The organism is Citrobacter portucalensis (assembly GCF_023374935.1).
Lineage (GTDB): Bacteria > Pseudomonadota > Gammaproteobacteria > Enterobacterales > Enterobacteriaceae > Citrobacter > Citrobacter portucalensis.
Genome location: NZ_CP092466.1, coordinates 1,041,398 through 1,057,214, shown reverse-complemented (window position 1 = coordinate 1,057,214; position 15,817 = coordinate 1,041,398). Strand labels below are relative to the sequence as shown.

The 15,817-nt window shown below is 49.5% G+C and carries 12 protein-coding genes; 4 read left to right on the top strand and 8 right to left on the bottom strand.

Annotation, left to right across the window (positions count from 1 at the left end; all coding sequences use genetic code 11):
* Window positions 1–13: 13 nt before the first annotated feature.
* From LY264_RS04985 to LY264_RS04950, 8 genes are all read right to left on the bottom strand, one after another.
* On the bottom strand, window positions 14–373 hold the full coding sequence (locus LY264_RS04985) for a response regulator (protein ID WP_008785648.1): 360 nt from the start codon (window positions 371–373) through the stop codon (window positions 14–16).
* 22 nt (window positions 374–395) lie between these two features.
* Complete coding sequence (locus tag LY264_RS04980) at window positions 396–2,528, bottom strand: hybrid sensor histidine kinase/response regulator (protein ID WP_048225293.1); 2,133 nt, start codon at window positions 2,526–2,528, stop codon at window positions 396–398.
* Between the two features lie 11 nt (window positions 2,529–2,539).
* Window positions 2,540–3,952, bottom strand: coding sequence for a CheR family methyltransferase (locus LY264_RS04975; protein ID WP_048225294.1), 1,413 nt, complete (start codon window positions 3,950–3,952; stop codon window positions 2,540–2,542).
* Window positions 3,949–5,016, bottom strand: coding sequence for a chemotaxis protein CheB (locus LY264_RS04970; protein WP_048215672.1), 1,068 nt, complete (start codon window positions 5,014–5,016; stop codon window positions 3,949–3,951). The genes LY264_RS04975 and LY264_RS04970 overlap by 4 nt, the downstream gene beginning before the upstream one ends.
* The gene (locus LY264_RS04965; protein ID WP_249457496.1) at window positions 5,013–6,626 is read right to left on the bottom strand and encodes a methyl-accepting chemotaxis protein; all 1,614 of its coding nucleotides are present in this window, start codon (window positions 6,624–6,626) and stop codon (window positions 5,013–5,015) included. Before LY264_RS04965 ends, LY264_RS04970 begins: the two co-directional genes overlap by 4 nt.
* Window positions 6,607–7,638 carry an IS630-like element ISEc33 family transposase gene (locus LY264_RS04960; protein ID WP_001395480.1) on the bottom strand — a complete coding sequence of 344 codons (1,032 nt, stop codon included), beginning with the start codon at window positions 7,636–7,638 and terminating at the stop codon, window positions 6,607–6,609. The genes LY264_RS04965 and LY264_RS04960 overlap by 20 nt, the downstream gene beginning before the upstream one ends.
* An 83-nt stretch (window positions 7,639–7,721) precedes the next feature.
* Window positions 7,722–8,258: a hypothetical protein gene (locus LY264_RS04955; protein ID WP_249457493.1), complete on the bottom strand. Its 537-nt coding sequence runs from the start codon at window positions 8,256–8,258 to the stop codon at window positions 7,722–7,724.
* Window positions 8,259–8,303: 45 nt separating this feature from the next.
* Complete coding sequence (locus LY264_RS04950) at window positions 8,304–10,337, bottom strand: EAL domain-containing protein (protein WP_240498915.1); 2,034 nt, start codon at window positions 10,335–10,337, stop codon at window positions 8,304–8,306.
* A gap of 787 nt (window positions 10,338–11,124) precedes the next feature.
* Here LY264_RS04950 and LY264_RS04945 point away from each other — a divergent pair.
* The 4 genes from LY264_RS04945 to lapG are packed head-to-tail and all read left to right on the top strand — an operon-like array spanning window position 11,125 to window position 15,814.
* Window positions 11,125–13,317 carry a putative bifunctional diguanylate cyclase/phosphodiesterase gene (locus LY264_RS04945; protein WP_071692227.1) on the top strand — a complete coding sequence of 731 codons (2,193 nt, stop codon included), beginning with the start codon at window positions 11,125–11,127 and terminating at the stop codon, window positions 13,315–13,317.
* Complete coding sequence (locus LY264_RS04940; protein ID WP_048225301.1) at window positions 13,310–14,242, top strand: amino acid ABC transporter substrate-binding protein; 933 nt, start codon at window positions 13,310–13,312, stop codon at window positions 14,240–14,242. Before LY264_RS04945 ends, LY264_RS04940 begins: the two co-directional genes overlap by 8 nt.
* On the top strand, window positions 14,226–15,119 hold the full coding sequence (locus tag LY264_RS04935; protein ID WP_071692228.1) for a transporter substrate-binding domain-containing protein: 894 nt from the start codon (window positions 14,226–14,228) through the stop codon (window positions 15,117–15,119). The genes LY264_RS04940 and LY264_RS04935 overlap by 17 nt, the downstream gene beginning before the upstream one ends.
* 2 nt (window positions 15,120–15,121) lie before the next feature.
* Window positions 15,122–15,814, top strand: coding sequence for a cysteine protease LapG (lapG, locus tag LY264_RS04930; RefSeq protein WP_071446384.1), 693 nt, complete (start codon window positions 15,122–15,124; stop codon window positions 15,812–15,814).
* Window positions 15,815–15,817: the final 3 nt, after the last annotated feature.

The following is a 15,817-nucleotide window of genomic DNA, read 5'->3' as shown; positions in this document are numbered from 1 at the left end:
CACGTAGGCTTATTCAGTTAATCGCAGATGGTTGCAGTAGCGCATTGACAGCAGCCCCCAGATTTTCCGCGAGGTTTTCATCTTTTTTCACCCAACGGTCGTACAGAGCGTCGCTGCCCGTTACTTCATTGGCACTTAGTAAAATAAAAGGCTTAGCCCAATCCTGAGCGCGTAACAGCGCCAGTAAATCCAAACCACTGATCTCTGGCATATGCAGATCGCTAATCACCAGGTCGATGTTGTTATCCGAGTCCAGGCACGCCAGGGCGGAAATCGCGCTTTCCACAATCACCACATCGTAGCCGTCCATTTGCAAAAATATGGATGCCAGTTCAGCCGCAAAAAGATCATCATCAACTAATAAAATTCGCATTTTCTCTCTCGATTTTGCGCCATCAGCACAAAAGCATTTTTAATGTTTTTATCAAACTGTCCTGCTCGAAATCGCCCTTGGCGATGTAGGCATCCGCACCCACCTGAATCCCCCGTCGCCGGTCTTCTTCCTTCGCGCGGGACGTCACGATGATGATTGGCGTATGCTGGTAGTTTTTCTCCCCACGCAACGATTTGGTGAAGGTGAAACCATCCATAAACGGCATTTCGACATCCGTCAGTACGGCATCAAACTGGGTCAGCTTCGCTTTTTGCAGCCCCGACAGCCCGTCTTCTGCCAGAGTCACCTGATAGCCGTGCGCTTCCAGCACGTTCTTTTCTATCTCACGGGTATTCAGTGAGTCATCAACCACCAGCACATGCCAGGCATCCTGCGTTACGCTCGTGGCGGGCGCTGGTGTGCTGGTTTGCCGTGATTGTTGCGCCATCGCCATCAGCGCGGGAACGTGCAGGATGCTGACCAGTTGGTTATCCGGTGTTTGTACCATCCCGGAGACCAGCGACTGCTGTTGCATATGCTTCGGTAACGGTTTGATCATCATCTTGCGTTCATCGAGCAGCTTATCCACCTGCAGCGCCATTTTGCTGTACTGGTTCTGCACCACGATTAATCGCTGTCCAGGCGTTGAAAAGCTGCTCTGGCGTTCATGAATGCCCAGCAAGCTGCCTACGCAAACCACTGGGATAAACTCGTTATGTAAGATAATGGCAGGACGTCCGGCGATATCGCTGATCCCCTGTGGCGTGCATTCCACCACCTCAACCACATACTGCGCAGCCAGTCCAAACAGGTGCCCCTGCTCTTCAAATTGCAGAATCCGCATCATGGTTAACGAAACAGGCAACCGCAGGTTAAAGCTGGTTCCGACTCCCGGACGGCTATAAACCTGCAAATCGCCTTGCAGGTCGGTCACCACCGTTTTGCGCACCACATCAAGACCAACGCCGCGACCAGAAAGCTCGGAGACTATCTTGCTGGTCGAAAAGCCGGGATGAAAAATCAGCTCATTACATTCCTGCTCGGAGATCTGCCCGGCCATTGAAGCAGGAACCAGACCTTTACTGACCGCCTTCGCGCTGATGGCCTCATAGTTCAGACCACGGCCATCATCTTCGATACGCAGTAGTATCCCGCTGCCGTCCTGCTGGGTGGTTATGGTAATCGTGCCGCGAGTGGATTTACCGAGCGCCAGACGTTCGTCGATCTCACCAATCCCGTGATCGACGGCATTACGCAGTAGATGAGTCAGCGACTCCGAAAGCCGATCAATGAGCTGGCGGTCGATTTCCACTTCTCCGCCAACAAAGCGGCACACCACCTGCTTGTTCAGTGTGGAAGCCAGTTCGCTGACCTGCAGCGAAATGGGTTCAAACAACGTTGAAAGTGGCAGCATACGGATCCGCGCCGCCACATCGTATAGTTCAAACATCTGTAAATGCTGGAGCTGAACGCTTTCTTTTAGCTGGGCGCTAAAGTCATGGATCTGCTGGCGAAGCTGTTCAGCGCTTAATCCCGGTAACCGTGGTACCAGTTGACTCAGGTTTTGTATCTGCTGTTCCAGGCGATCATGTCCGGCGAGCACCTCCCCCAGAATGTCGATCAGGCCATCGAGCTTGTTCAGTTTTACCCGAACGAAATCAGCCTGCTTAATACCGGAATCTATACTGGCTGGCGTCGCGGGCGCAGGGACTACCGGTTTTTCTGTTGCCCCGGCAGTTTCGACAGCCAGCGTGATATCCTCTCCCCGACTGGCGCGGGCAAGGCGTTCGCATAGCCCGGCATCCGCCGGTGGCAATTGATTATCCCCTTCGCTGACAAAAAGCTGGGTAAGCTGACCAGAAAGGTACTCCACAGACTCATGGATCAGATTGCCCAGCGCCCTGTCCGGCGTCAGTTTGTTATCACGTAGTTCACTCAATACATCTTCAAGATGATGCGTGACATCGGCAATACTTTGCAGCTTCAGCATCCGCGCGCCCCCTTTCAGGGTATGCGCAGCGCGAAACATCTCACCTATCCAGGCGTCGGTATGTTCATCAGCGGAGAGGAGAAACGCCCCTTCGCTGATCGTCTGCAAATGACCTCTCCCTTCATCAATAAAGCGCAGAACGAATTTTTTCAGATCGATAGCCATAATCGCTCTTATTAGCCACTTTGATGGGCGAATTGCGCCAGTTGATGTTCACACAGGAAACGAAACGTATTGCCAGGAAATACCATTGGCAAACGCAGACGACAAACCGATGACGGATTGTTTATCTCGTCGTTCAGTAACTGCATCACCACACGATAAGTCCGTTGAGCAGGCTGGTATAACTCGCTTTGCCGGTACATTTCAGCCAGATAATAGTGCGCAGGCCAGTAGCCGGGTTCCTGATAAACCACCTGCTTGAACCAGGCGATGGCCTGCTGGGTCTGGTGTTGCCACATCATCGCCAGGCCGAGCAGCATTTTGGCCTCTGCCGACCACTCATCCTGTGCAAGGATTTGCTGCGCGTTTCCGGCTGTTTGAGAAAATTCACGCTGCTCGAGGGCAATAACCCCCTGGATCAGCAGCGCATCCTGATTACGGGGATCGTCACGTAACACACAGGCGATACACTTTTCGGCTTCAGAAAAACATTTTTCATCGAGGCTGGCGCGCGCTTTCTTCAGCCAGTCATTACTCTGCTGCGCCGCGGGAGCCAGAGGAACCTGTTCAACCACCGTTCTCGGCTGCGGAATGCGCACCGCAACTCTGGGTACAGGCGCAGCCTTTGGCGCTTCACGATGGTGGCAAAAATAGAAAATCCCCTCTTCCTGCTCCAGCTTCAGAATGTCGAAATTGTTAGCCAGCGTTTCCGCATTGCCAAAAAATAAGGCTCCCTGCGGTTGCAACATCTTCAGCAAATTACCGTGCAGCTCGCGACGCGTTGGCGTATCAAAATAGATGGACACATTGCGCAGCAAAATGATGTCCACTTCCGGCAGTAACTGTTCTTTTATAATGTTGGTGCGATGGAAGGTGACCTTCTCACGGATCTCATCATGCAGCCGGTAGAGGTTTCCCGAGCGGGTGAAGTAGCGTTGCTGAATACTCGGGTCGACGCCACGAAACGAGTAGCTTGAATAGCAGGCGTTGCGGGCTTTTGCCAGGATTGCCGGGTCAATATCACAGCCGTAAATTTCGATGCGCTGGGCCATCCCGCCGAGGTATTTCTCATGCAGCTTGATCGCCAACGAGTAGGCTTCCTCTCCGGAAGAACATCCGGCGCTCAGAATACGCACCGGGCCGCTGCGCTGTTGCAACAGACGCGGGATCCATTTATCGCAGATTAAATCCAGCGTATCGCTTTCACGGAAAAAATAGGTTTCGTTAATCGTAATCAGCGTGATGAAACTATCAAACTCATTCTGCGAGCTACGCAGTTGTTCATAGTATTCATAGTAATCATTGATTTTTCGCTCGGCCATTCGCCGACCCAGCGCCGTTTTCAGCAATGCTTCCATGGCGTTATCGAAGTGCAAACCGACCCGTTCTTTGATCAGGCGAGCATAGTCAGGAAGATTAGGGATCATGGCAATTTACTCTCAACATGCCCGTGGCAAGCCATCGAAAGCAGTACTGCAGCAAGACCATCCAGGGGGATCGTGCGGTGTATCAGTTGCTTGTCGATCGCGTTCTTATTCATACCGAATACCACCGAACTTTCTTCGTCCTGCGCCAGCGTTGTTCCGCCACGGCGGACAATAAGCTCAATGCCGCGGCAGCCATCGCTGCCCATGCCGGTCATAATCAGTCCGACGGCTTTTTCGCGAAACACCTCAGCCACTGACTCCAGCAACAGGTTGCAACTGGGATGATAAACGTCGCTTTCCTGTCTTGGGATCGCCGCTAAACGCTGGTTGCTTTTGACGATCAGGTGCTGCTCCGGCGGCAATATATACACATACCCCGCTTCCACCCGATCGTCCTCCTGCGCCAGTCGCACCTTCAGATCGGTCACGCTATCCAGCCAATGCACCATATTTTTCGCGAAGCCATCGGCAATATGTTGGGCAATAAGTACCGGGCACGGGAACGTACCGGGCAGCTTCTGTAACAGTTTACTGAGCGCCTGCGGCCCGCCCGTCGAGCAGGCAATCGCCAGCACAAAAGGCCAGTCCTGTGGCGTTTTTACAACGTCTATCATCGGTCTTGCAGTGGGGATTACCGGTTCGCCTGGATAGCGTAATCCCTTGATATGTCGAATGACTTTCACACCGACCAATAATTCTACTTTACGATGCAAAGCATCCGTTGAGAGTGGTGAATCACTGCTATGGTGCAACACCGCCAACGCACCACGGGAAATGTAGTCATCATCCCATTGATTCTCTGGACAAAATCTCATGACAAGGATCGGGATCGCGCTGGTTGCCATGATCGTTTCCACGATTTCGACGTTATCGGCGCCCGAAATATCCAGCGTCAGAATCAGCAGGTCAGGCATCAGCTGTTGCAACAGTCGGATCGCCTGCCTGCGATGGGCTGCTTGCCCTACCACCTTAATGTGCGGGTGATCCTCCAGTTGCCTGACCAGCTCATTACGCGATGCGCTGCCCAGGTCGAGGATCAGCACCCGAATGTTGCTGCTATTCATGCATCTGTTTCCGTCAGTGTGAATGAGGACGAAGCCTCTTTCAGCGCTTTCGACAGTTGTGTCATATCCTGACTGACAACCAGAATGTCTTTGATAGATTGCGAGGTATAGTTACTGGCAACAACTATCTCACGCAGCGCCATGACCACCTGATTACTCGCCGTTTTCTGTTGCTGTGTTGAAAGCGATATTTGCAGCGCAGCCGTCGAGGTTTGCTCGGCCGTAACAACGATATCGTTCAGATGCTCGGCGCTGACTTTACAGGCTATTGCGCCCGCTTTAATGCTCTCGCCGCCTTTTTCCGCGTTCAGCACCAGACGATTAATCGCGTTTTGGATCTCGCTGATCTTATTTTCAATTTCAACCGTCGATTCCGTCACCGAATCCGCCAGACGGCGGATTTCAGCCGCCACAACCGAGAAACGCTTACCGGCTTCCCCGGCGCTGGCAGCTTCGAGCGCTGCGTTAAAGGCAATAAGTTTCGTCTGATCCGCGACGCTGTTAATGATCACCATCACGCGACTGATTTCCGTCGACTTACTACCGAGCATCATGATTTCACGCATGTTTTGCTGATTGTCGGTATCAATATCCGTCATACGCATCAGCAATTGCGACATCGACTCGGAGCCTTTATTGCAATCCTCGAGCGTCTGGTTGGCAATATCCACAACCGCCCGTGAGTGTTCGGCTATCTGTGTCGATGAGGCAGACAGCTCTTCCATGGTGGAGGTAATTTCAGCTACTGAAGATGAGGTTTCCACGCTGGTTGATGCCTGCCCATCGACCGCTTCGGTAATATGCAAAGATGCCTGATGTACCGAATTTGCATGAGAAACCATACCGCCTACCAACGAGTGCAGACGCTGACGCATCATCTCCACCGCACTCAGCAGTTCGCCGATCTCATCGTGGTGATCGACCTGAACATCCACCGTTAAGTCGCCTTCGGCAATGGTTTGTGCAATTCCCAGGACACGGTTTAAGCGCCGGGAAATCAGGAAACGGCTGGCCACAGCAATCAGCAGTAAAATGATGGGCAGCAACAGCGCGGTGAACAGCAGCAGACCGTTACGCACCAGATTGCTGCTCTTGGCGACATCATCAACATAGTTGGTGGTGGCGATTATCCAGTTAATCCCTTCAACGTATTCATAAACGGCAACTTTGGTCTTCGGCAATGCGCCATAACCGCTCACCCAGTTGTAGTAAGTGATGCCATTCTTGTGTTCGAGCATGTCGGCAAACAGCTTAAAACCATTAGCATCGGTAATATTAATTGCCTGCTGGTTGCTCAACGAGGGATGGACCAGCATACGACCTGGTTCAAATCCGGCATCCAGCACATAGGCGTAGCCATCTTTACCAATATGCACATTCAACAAACGCTGAATGATTGGTTGCAAACTCTGTTTGACGTCGAAACCCACCGCGACGGCCCCCACGACCTGACCATATTTGTCGGCAATCGGTTCGTAGTGACTAATAAACTGTTTACCGAACAGTGTGACCACACCGGAAAAGGGTTTATTTTTCAAAAGCAGCGGCAATGCCGGATTATCATGCCCTAAATAGCTGCGCCTAATACCGCTACACTTTTGCCTGACCATGTTTTCCTCCGGGGAATGGGCTGGCGGTTTCCATAAAATGGCGGACCTTTTTCAGTAACTGCCACATTGAGCGGCACTGATGATTACGGGTTATCGTGTCATGAAGTGCCTGCCATAGCCGTTCCACATGATTCACCCACGGCGAGTAAACCGGCTGGTAAATTACCCTGAACTTGGGATTTGCTTTCAACCAGCGCTGTGTTTCGCGGCTTTTATGGATAATGTAGTTATCAACGATCAGCGTGATTGTTTTCGCCCGCCGGTAAGTGGCTTTCAGGTGCTTCAGCAGAGCGATAAACAGCGCTGAACTTTTGCTGTTGCCGCCCACGTAGCTGACTTTACCCGTGCCACTGTGCAGTGCGCCGGCCAGATAGTATTTTTCGTTCTGCCCCGGCGTCACTACCCGTTTCTGCTGTCCGCGCAACTGCCAGTCCGCACCGATTTTAGGATTAAGGTGGATATCCACTTCATCTTCATAAAATACCGGATGCTCTGCGCTGCATTCATCCAGCGCTTTGTGGATTACCGCCATCTTTTCATCTTTATGTGGGTCACGGATACGCAGAGTTGGCGCGGCCCTGCGCCATACAAGCCCCGCAGATGGCAACCAGCGGCGAACGGTTCCTGCATGTAACTGGCAACCGGTTATCTCATTGATTTTTATTGCCAGTAATTCGGTGCTCCAGCGTGAACGTTGATAACCAAAATCGCCGGGAGAATGCTTTATCAGCTCACGTAACAGGGTGCAGATATGTTCAAAAGGCCAGCGTCGGGAGCGCCCTGCGGGTAAGGATTTCAGGCCTTCAATACCTGAGTGCGTAAACCAGTTAATCCAGCGACCAACGGATGAACGGGCACAACAGAGAGTTCTGGCAACATCGCTGACCCGTTCACCCCGATGAAGCATCAGCATGGCCGTGAGTCTGCGGGCATGATTTTTATCACGCGTTTTATGAATAGCTTTCTGCATCAGGCGTCGTTCGCCACGGGGTATTGGTACTATGATCGGCATCGCTCAGTCCGGTTGGTGATTTTGGTTGGTTTGGCGATTGATCAGATCGCACAATCCGGGCTGAGTTCCCTTTCAGTGATCTACTATTCCGCGCAGCTATTTAGCGCTGTTGCTGTTGCCGTATTGCCTGAACTCGCCAGTAACGTACTGCTGACACGCACAAATTGCTCGCCTTGCAGAATAAACGTACTGGCAAATACGCTGGTTAACTCGGTGAAATGTGAGTTAGTATTCGGGTTGCTCAGCACCGTTTTTAATTCAGTAGAGTCCATATAACGCAGCGGTTTATTGGCAACGTTTTGATAATTATTAATATAAACATTGCTGTAATGTTCCGCATCGCGAGTCACACGCTGAAACTCGTTAGAAATACTGTTGTGGAATATCCGCGTGTTGGTTTTAATCATCTCCAGCGCATTGACCTGCAATTCTCTGGAAAGATAAGACGATAATATAAAAGAGGCTCCAATCAGCAACGTTGCGATACAAACAACCAAAATCATACCGAGCTTCATCGCCACACCGGGATGGATGTTGTGCAGCCAGGACAATAGTCGAGCGCGCGGTCCCTCACTGGTGGTATTCGCCGTTCGATTTTTTACTTTAATAATGTCACTCATGATTTTTATTCTCTACCTGAGAAGAAATTACTCTTTTTTTGGTCATCAGGAGCTAGCGCCCTGTGATTCGAGCGTGAACAGCGGCGTAGGTTTGCCAATGTGATATCCCTGTAACCAGCCCACATTCATTTTTTCCAGACAGGCCTGAATAGTGGCATTCTCGACAAATTCAGCGACCACCTGCATTTTTTTCATTTCAGCAACGCGGCAGAATGACTCAACGATGTAGTAACTAATTTCACTTTCGGTGATCCGTCGAATAAAAGAGCCATCTATTTTCAGGATATCTGCTTCGATATTCATCAAGCGCGCATGACTCGCAAACCCGGTGCCAAAGTCATCAATTGCCACCCGACATCCCAGCTGACGTATTAAACGTAGCGTTTCCACGGTTTGTTCTTTGTCTGATAACGTATCTGCTTCCGTTATTTCAAAAATAATCCGCTGTGGCTCCACCGCGTAGTCGTGCAGGAGTTGGGTGATCTTCGTAACAATATTTGAACGACACACCGTTACTGGTGCCAGGTTAATAGAAAAACAACGCTGCGGGTGGCTACGCATAAATTTGAGGGTGTTTTCGATAACCCAGAGATCGATATCCGGTGCCAGCCCCGCATCATGAGCAACCGGCAGGAAACTGTTCGGTGGAATAAATTCTCCCCGTTCGTTAAGCATACGGATCAATATTTCATGATACGGCGCTTCACCGTGGGTACTGACTATTGGCTGTGCCATCAGGACAAACGCATTGTTATCCAGCGCATTTTGCAGCGCAGTGCGAATTTCCGTTTTATCAACAATGTGGTTGCCAAGGATCCGGCTATGCTGCGCCTCAAGGTTTTCCGGCCTGCCGTTGGTGAGAGATAAACCCGCCACCATGCCCAGTTTCCCCACCAGCTGATAAATATCATCACTCAGATCGTTAATCAGGCAATAGCCCAAACCACTGCGAAAACCCAACCGATGGTTGTTGTAAAAGAGACGAAAACTGTTGGCGGCCTGATACAGATCGCATAGCCGCTCCCAGGTGCCATTTTCCAGCCGGATGAGCAGATCATAACCCGCGTGGTAATAGACTTTCTCGCTTTTCACCAGATGTCTGCGCAAATGCTCAGCAAGGATCTTCTGGTAGCGGGCGCGGAAATGAAAACCATAGCGACGCGAAAAAAGCTCCAGCTCGGGGATCTGTATCAGACATACGGTCGCGCGTTCAGTGGTAAATAGCTCCGTCTTCAGCGCCCGTAAATTTGCCATGCCTGTCATCGGGTCAGTCAGCCCCAGCAGCAGCGCCTGGTTAAAACGCTGACGGGTAAATTTTGCCAGTACCCCCATGATCACAATGGTGAGTGAAAAGACAAAGATCAACGTCGAAACCAGCGCCTGATGCAGCATAAAGTTAACATTGCTGGCGATATAGCTGTCGTTATGTTTGCCTAAGATGATTAATACGATCGTCCACACCAGCATTGTGAACAAGTGGCCAATCTTGATTGCTCCCCACAGCATCAACGGAAATAACAGGATCAGGCTATAGATAGAGAAAAAAACATCCAAATTATCCGGTGATGTTAAGAAGAACATCAGAAAAAACAGCAAGATGCACCAGGATATAACGCCGTAGACGCCGACATTGCCTTTACACTGTTCGGCAATGGCCCGCATAAAGGTCAGCAGGAAAGACGGTCGACGAATGATGCGGTAAATCTTGTAAAATAAAGGGATCCCCGTCAGGCAACCGTTGATGATCCCCTGAATACGTACCAGCATGCCCAGACTCAACGCCGGAATGTTATCCACATCGGGGCGTTGTCCGTGGGCGACAAACATTGCAAAGAGTTTGCTGAACACCAGATACAGCAGGACGTTGTAGCCACAAAGCCAGAGCAGACGATTAAAGCTAATTTTGATGCGACCAAAGCTAACGCAGCTGCGTCTGCCGGTGAATTTGCGGTACGCGGCATAACTTAAGGTCGACGCGATGATCAGGCACAACGCATCTACCCGTTCATTTTGCGGACCGACCACAAACATGACCGTCAGGAACAGAAGAAATCCCGGCAACACCCGAAAACCGAACAAGACCAATGCGGCAGAAAATACGGCTAGCTTGAGATCGTAAACTGTTAAAATAGTATTATTGAGAATGCTATAACCGTTAAGATATTGTGCCAGCGGGTAAAAAAGGCCAGGTAAGACAAGTGGCAGGCACCATTCCCGAATGTTTTTTATCGTGTTTGAATTTATTATTGCGTCCAAATCAATTTATCCGCTATGCACTATACCAATAGGACTTTAATCCAGACTCGAATGTCACAAACAAATCCTTTTGGGTCAGCCGATGAACCATAGCAAAATTGTCAACATTGACCGCGCACTGAGAAAATAAAATAAGGTTCTATAATGAAGAGAGCATGTTATTCATATCAAATCAGGAAATAAATACCCATTTATAGACAAAAATGGACATCCTGTGGGGATGAAATCACTAAAATGCCTGTCCAAAAAACTGCTAATTCATTGATGTTTAGTAAAAAACAAAAAAGCCTTTGTCAGTTTCCCAACACCTCCAACCAGTACGTATAAAAAATCTTCTCAAGCACCATGAATGTCAACATTAATATCCTGAAAGGGGCATTCAGAAAATGTATTTTTATGTACACTTTTGCCTATTGACGAAAAGAGCAGCGTTATCTATATTCGCATACCGTTATTTTTGTCATTACTCACCATGGTTCAATGTTAGTTATTTGTTACGTCATTACGTTTCACATCTTTCATCTACTTATTTGCAACAATAATATTCCATCAAGTAATAACAGAAATTAATTTTAGCACCGAATAATATTTTCAGGAATTAACATAATCCGTGGCAAAGTCTCTGTTTTCCCTTAAAGCAATAAAAGGGTGGCAACATTCAATCACTGGCAAAATAACGCAATTCTTGCTGGCGGGTATCGTTATTGCGTTTAGTGCTGGCGCGTTTACCAATTGGAGCCTGATAGATAACTTTTCTTATCAGCAGTGGGTACAGCGGGCTGAAGCGAATGCACAGATTATGACCTACATCATCCGCAACGTGTATACCACCGTTTCGGTCGAAACCAGCGACGCAGGACAGATATCCCGCATTGTCTCCGACAGACAGATTGGTGACACCGACTCTATTATGCAAACCGGTTATAACCCGGTTGACGTTCTGGCACTGGCATCAGTACAGACCCATAGCCCTACATGGTTGTTTCTGTATACGCCGGAGAAAGGGTTTGTTGGCATCAACAACAAGTCAGAAGAGGGTGATGGGATCATCTCTTTCCCCGGTCGTCTGCCGCGCGATGTGCTGGGTAACTACTATGTTGGCTTCGCCCAGATTAATGGCGAAGAGTGCTTTATCAGCGCCGTCCCTATTCTGACGCCTTCAGGTGAGATCCTCGGTAGCCTGATAAGCAGCATCGGTAAAAAAAGCGATCTCTACGCCACCTACGATGCGATGCTGAAAAAAAGCAGTATCATTTTTGTCCTGATTTTGCTGGTAACGCTGGCACTGGTCACGATGTTTATGCGCCGTTTATTCCGTCCGGTTCCGCTGCTTATTAACTCCCTTACCCGCATCGCCCATGAAGAGACGGACTGTATAACGCCCTATCTCGATCAGGACGATGAGATTGGACATCTGGCCGGGGCGATTGAAAAATTGCGCGTCGCCATGAAAGAACGCGGCTATCTGCAACGTATGCATGAAATGTCGCAAAAGATGGAGCATATGGCCCATCATGATTCGCTGACCGGATTGCCCAACCGCGTATCGTTTGGCCTGGCTTTAGATAAGCGCGTCAGTGAACTTCATCAGGAGGACAGAGCGTTCAACCTGCTGTTGATTGACCTCGACAACTTCAAGCCGGTGAACGACACCTTTGGCCATAAAGCGGGCGATGAACTGTTAATCAGCGTTGCCCAGCGCCTGCAGCTCTTGCTGGGACCCAACGATATCGTGGCGCGTCTGGGCGGTGATGAATTCGCCATTTTGCAACATGTCGATGACAACGCCATCAAAGAAGCACATCGCCTGGCGAAGCGAATCATCCGCGCGCTGAGCACCCCATTTACCTGGAGCACGCATACTTTTTCCATCAGCTGCAGTATCGGTATTACCACCGCGCCCAGGCAGGGCAATAATAGCTCTACGCTCATGATTAATGCCGACCTTGCCATGTACGCGTCTAAACATCACGGCCGGGGTTGCTTCCATTTCTTCGAAGACGGCATGGTGATGATGCAAACTCACAGCCTGTTTATTAATCAGGAAATTATCGATGGTATTGATAACAAGGAGTTCGAACTTCATTACCAGCCAATCATCAATCTGGAAGATGAAAGCGTGTATGGCTACGAATCACTGATCCGCTGGAATCATCCAACTAAAGGACTGATTTACCCTGATTATTTTATCAACATTGCCGAGAACTCCGGTCTGATCGTGCGTTTGGGCGAATGGATTATTCGTCAGTCCTGTGAAGCCGCTGCCAAATGGCCGGAACGTATCAGGGTAGCCGTCAATATATCGGCCTACCAGCTGCACAGCCCAGGACTGGTTGACGTGATCAAAGATGCGTTACGCATCAGTCAACTTTCAGCCGAACGTCTTGAAATAGAAATTACCGAATCCGAAAAGCTGGATAAGTCGATTGCCTTACCCGTGCTGCAAGAGATCCGCTCTCTGGGCATTGAAATTGCGATGGATGATTTAGGCACCGGCTACGCGGCACTGGATTATCTGCTGATCTATCCTTTCACTCGCATCAAGATAGCGCGCACGCTGGTCGATAAACTGCAGCAGGATAATGCCAGTCAGTATTTGATTGTGATGCTGATTCAGTTTGCCCATAAGTACAATATGTCGGTCACCGCTGAAGGGGTAGAAACCGCGCAGCAACGCGACATTCTGCGCGACATTGAGTGCCAGAATGTTCAGGGCTATTTCTTTAGCTATCCGCTGCGCGAGCGTGAAGTGCTTTCCGCATTTGCCAAAGAGGCCATTGAAGAAGGACTGTGCAATGTCTGACTTCTTTCGCCCGGTAAAGCGCATGCTGACGATTTTTGCCCTGTTAATAGTTTCAGCAACGCCATGCTTAGCAGGCTCTGCCCTGCCGTTGCACACGCTGGAGCAGATCGCCAGCAAGAAAAGCATTACCCTTGGTTATCAGGATGATGCGTTTCCTTTCTCCTGGCAGAATGGCAACGTACCAGCCGGCTATTCCATTGATATTTGCAACAGTATCGTCAGCGCACTCAAGACAAAACTTCAGCTTAAAAATCTGAAGGTCGAGTGGGTAAAAGCTAACTCGGCATCGCAATTTGTCCTGATTAAAAATCACATGGCAGACATAATGTGTATCCCGGCCTTTTATTCGAAAAGTCGCCACAGCATTAGCGAGTTCTCGCTGCCGTTTTATTTTTCAAGCACCCGCTTCGTCATGCGTAAAAATAAAAACAACGACAATCTGACAGAACTTTCCGGACATAGCGTACTGGTAAAAAGCGGCACGATTTACGTTGAACAGTTGCAAAAAGTGAATGCTGCCAATGACCTGGATATTAATATTCAACTCGATACCAACAATATTACCGCATTCAATGAACTGAAGAGTGGTGAGTATTCTGCACTGATCTCCAGTACGGTTCTACTCAAAGGGATGATCGCGCAAACGCCAAATCCTGAAGACTATAAACTTTCCGACATTGCGCTCAGCGCCCCGCTACCGGCTGGCTTGTTACTGCCGTTACACGATAAAGAATTTAAAGAATTTGTTGATGGCACGCTCTCTTCCCTGATGACCAGCAACGAATTTACTGCGCTGTACAATAAATGGTTTCAGTCACCGATTCCGCCGAAAGCCATTAATTTAAACATTCCCATGTCAGATAACCTGAAAGCATTAACGTCTGCTAAAAAGAAGATCAGTTTTGATTATGAAAAATATAATTAATCGTGAGATGACAAGGGTAAAGCGTACGGCGCAATGGCTGTTTTTACTGGCAGGCCTCGTCATCTCCCCCGCACTGATGGCGCAACAGAACGCTGCGACGCTCGATCATATTCAGAACAGCAGCGTGCTCAACGTGGGTTACCGCCAGCTGCCGCCATTTTCTTTTACTGACCGCAATGGCAAAGTCACGGGTTATACCATTGCGGTTTGCAACATGATTGCCGATAAATTGCGCCAGAATCTGAAGCTCAATAATTTAACCATTCATTACATTCCCGTGAATTTTGCCGAACGTTTCTCCGCATTAAACTCGCGTAAAATAGATATGGACTGTGGCGTAAATACCAATGCGCCGGAGCGGACCTCCAGCGTGTCGTTTTCTGAAAACTATTACACCGCAAAGATGCGCATCATCTCTTTACGTAAGAATAATATACAGTCAATCGCCGATCTTAAAGGTCGCACGGTGAGTCTGACCGGAAGCTCAAAAGATTTGCTGGAATTTAATAAAGCCAACAGAGAGCAACACCTTAATATTTCAACGATTACCAGCACCACCATCAAGGGCGCATTTGAGAAGATGGCGCATAATGAATCCGCTGCTTTCTTTATTGATGATATTCTGGCCTGGCCGCTGATTAATCATAGCGAGCAACCTGAACTGTTCAGCGTCTCTTCTGAGAGCATCGGCAATGATATGCACTATGCCATTATGATGAGGAAAAACGATCAGCAGTTTGTGACGTTTGTTGACAGTACGCTGAAAGATTTTTTTGCCTCGCCGGCCAACGTGCAATTACGTAAAAAGTGGTTGTCTCCCTGGTCCTGCGAAAAGCTGAAAAACCCGTCACCGGGCAGTTGTCAGCATAGCCATTGAACATTATCCGCCGCTGCTTACGCCACCGCCTGCTGCGCCTGTGGAAAATCCCCGGGGCGCTGCTGCTATTGCTGTCAGTCCATTCGCTGCGCGCGGCCTGGGATTTTGCCAATATTCAACAAAAATCCGATGCGCTTTATGGCCCGGCAACGCCAGAAGCGCAGCAACGGATCCACGCCTGGCAACAGCTTCTGCTCCAGTTGCGTAATGCTGACGAGCAAACGCAATTACGCGCTGTAAATCAATTCTTTAACGATAAGATCCGCTATACCGAAGACATTGATGTCTGGCATAACGTCGATTACTGGGCAACCCCTATCGAGTCGCTGCGCAAGGGTGAGGCAGATTGTGAAGACTACGCGATCGCCAAATATTTCACCCTCCGCCAGTTGGGAGTATCAGAAGACAAACTTCGCATCACCTATGTTAAAGCCCTGCGTTTAAACCGCGCACACATGGTGCTGACCTGGTACGCCACCCCTGAGGCGATTCCTCTGGTACTCGACAGTCTGACCAGCACTATTTCTCCTGCGACGCAGCGCATGGATCTATTACCCGTCTACTCCTTTAACAACACCGGCCTTTGGCTTCCCGGCAATCAAAACAATAAACGCGTTGGGGACAGCAAGAGGCTTTCTCGCTGGCAGCAAGTTTTCACCAAAATGCGGGAAGAAGGCTTCCCGATGGATAAATAGGAA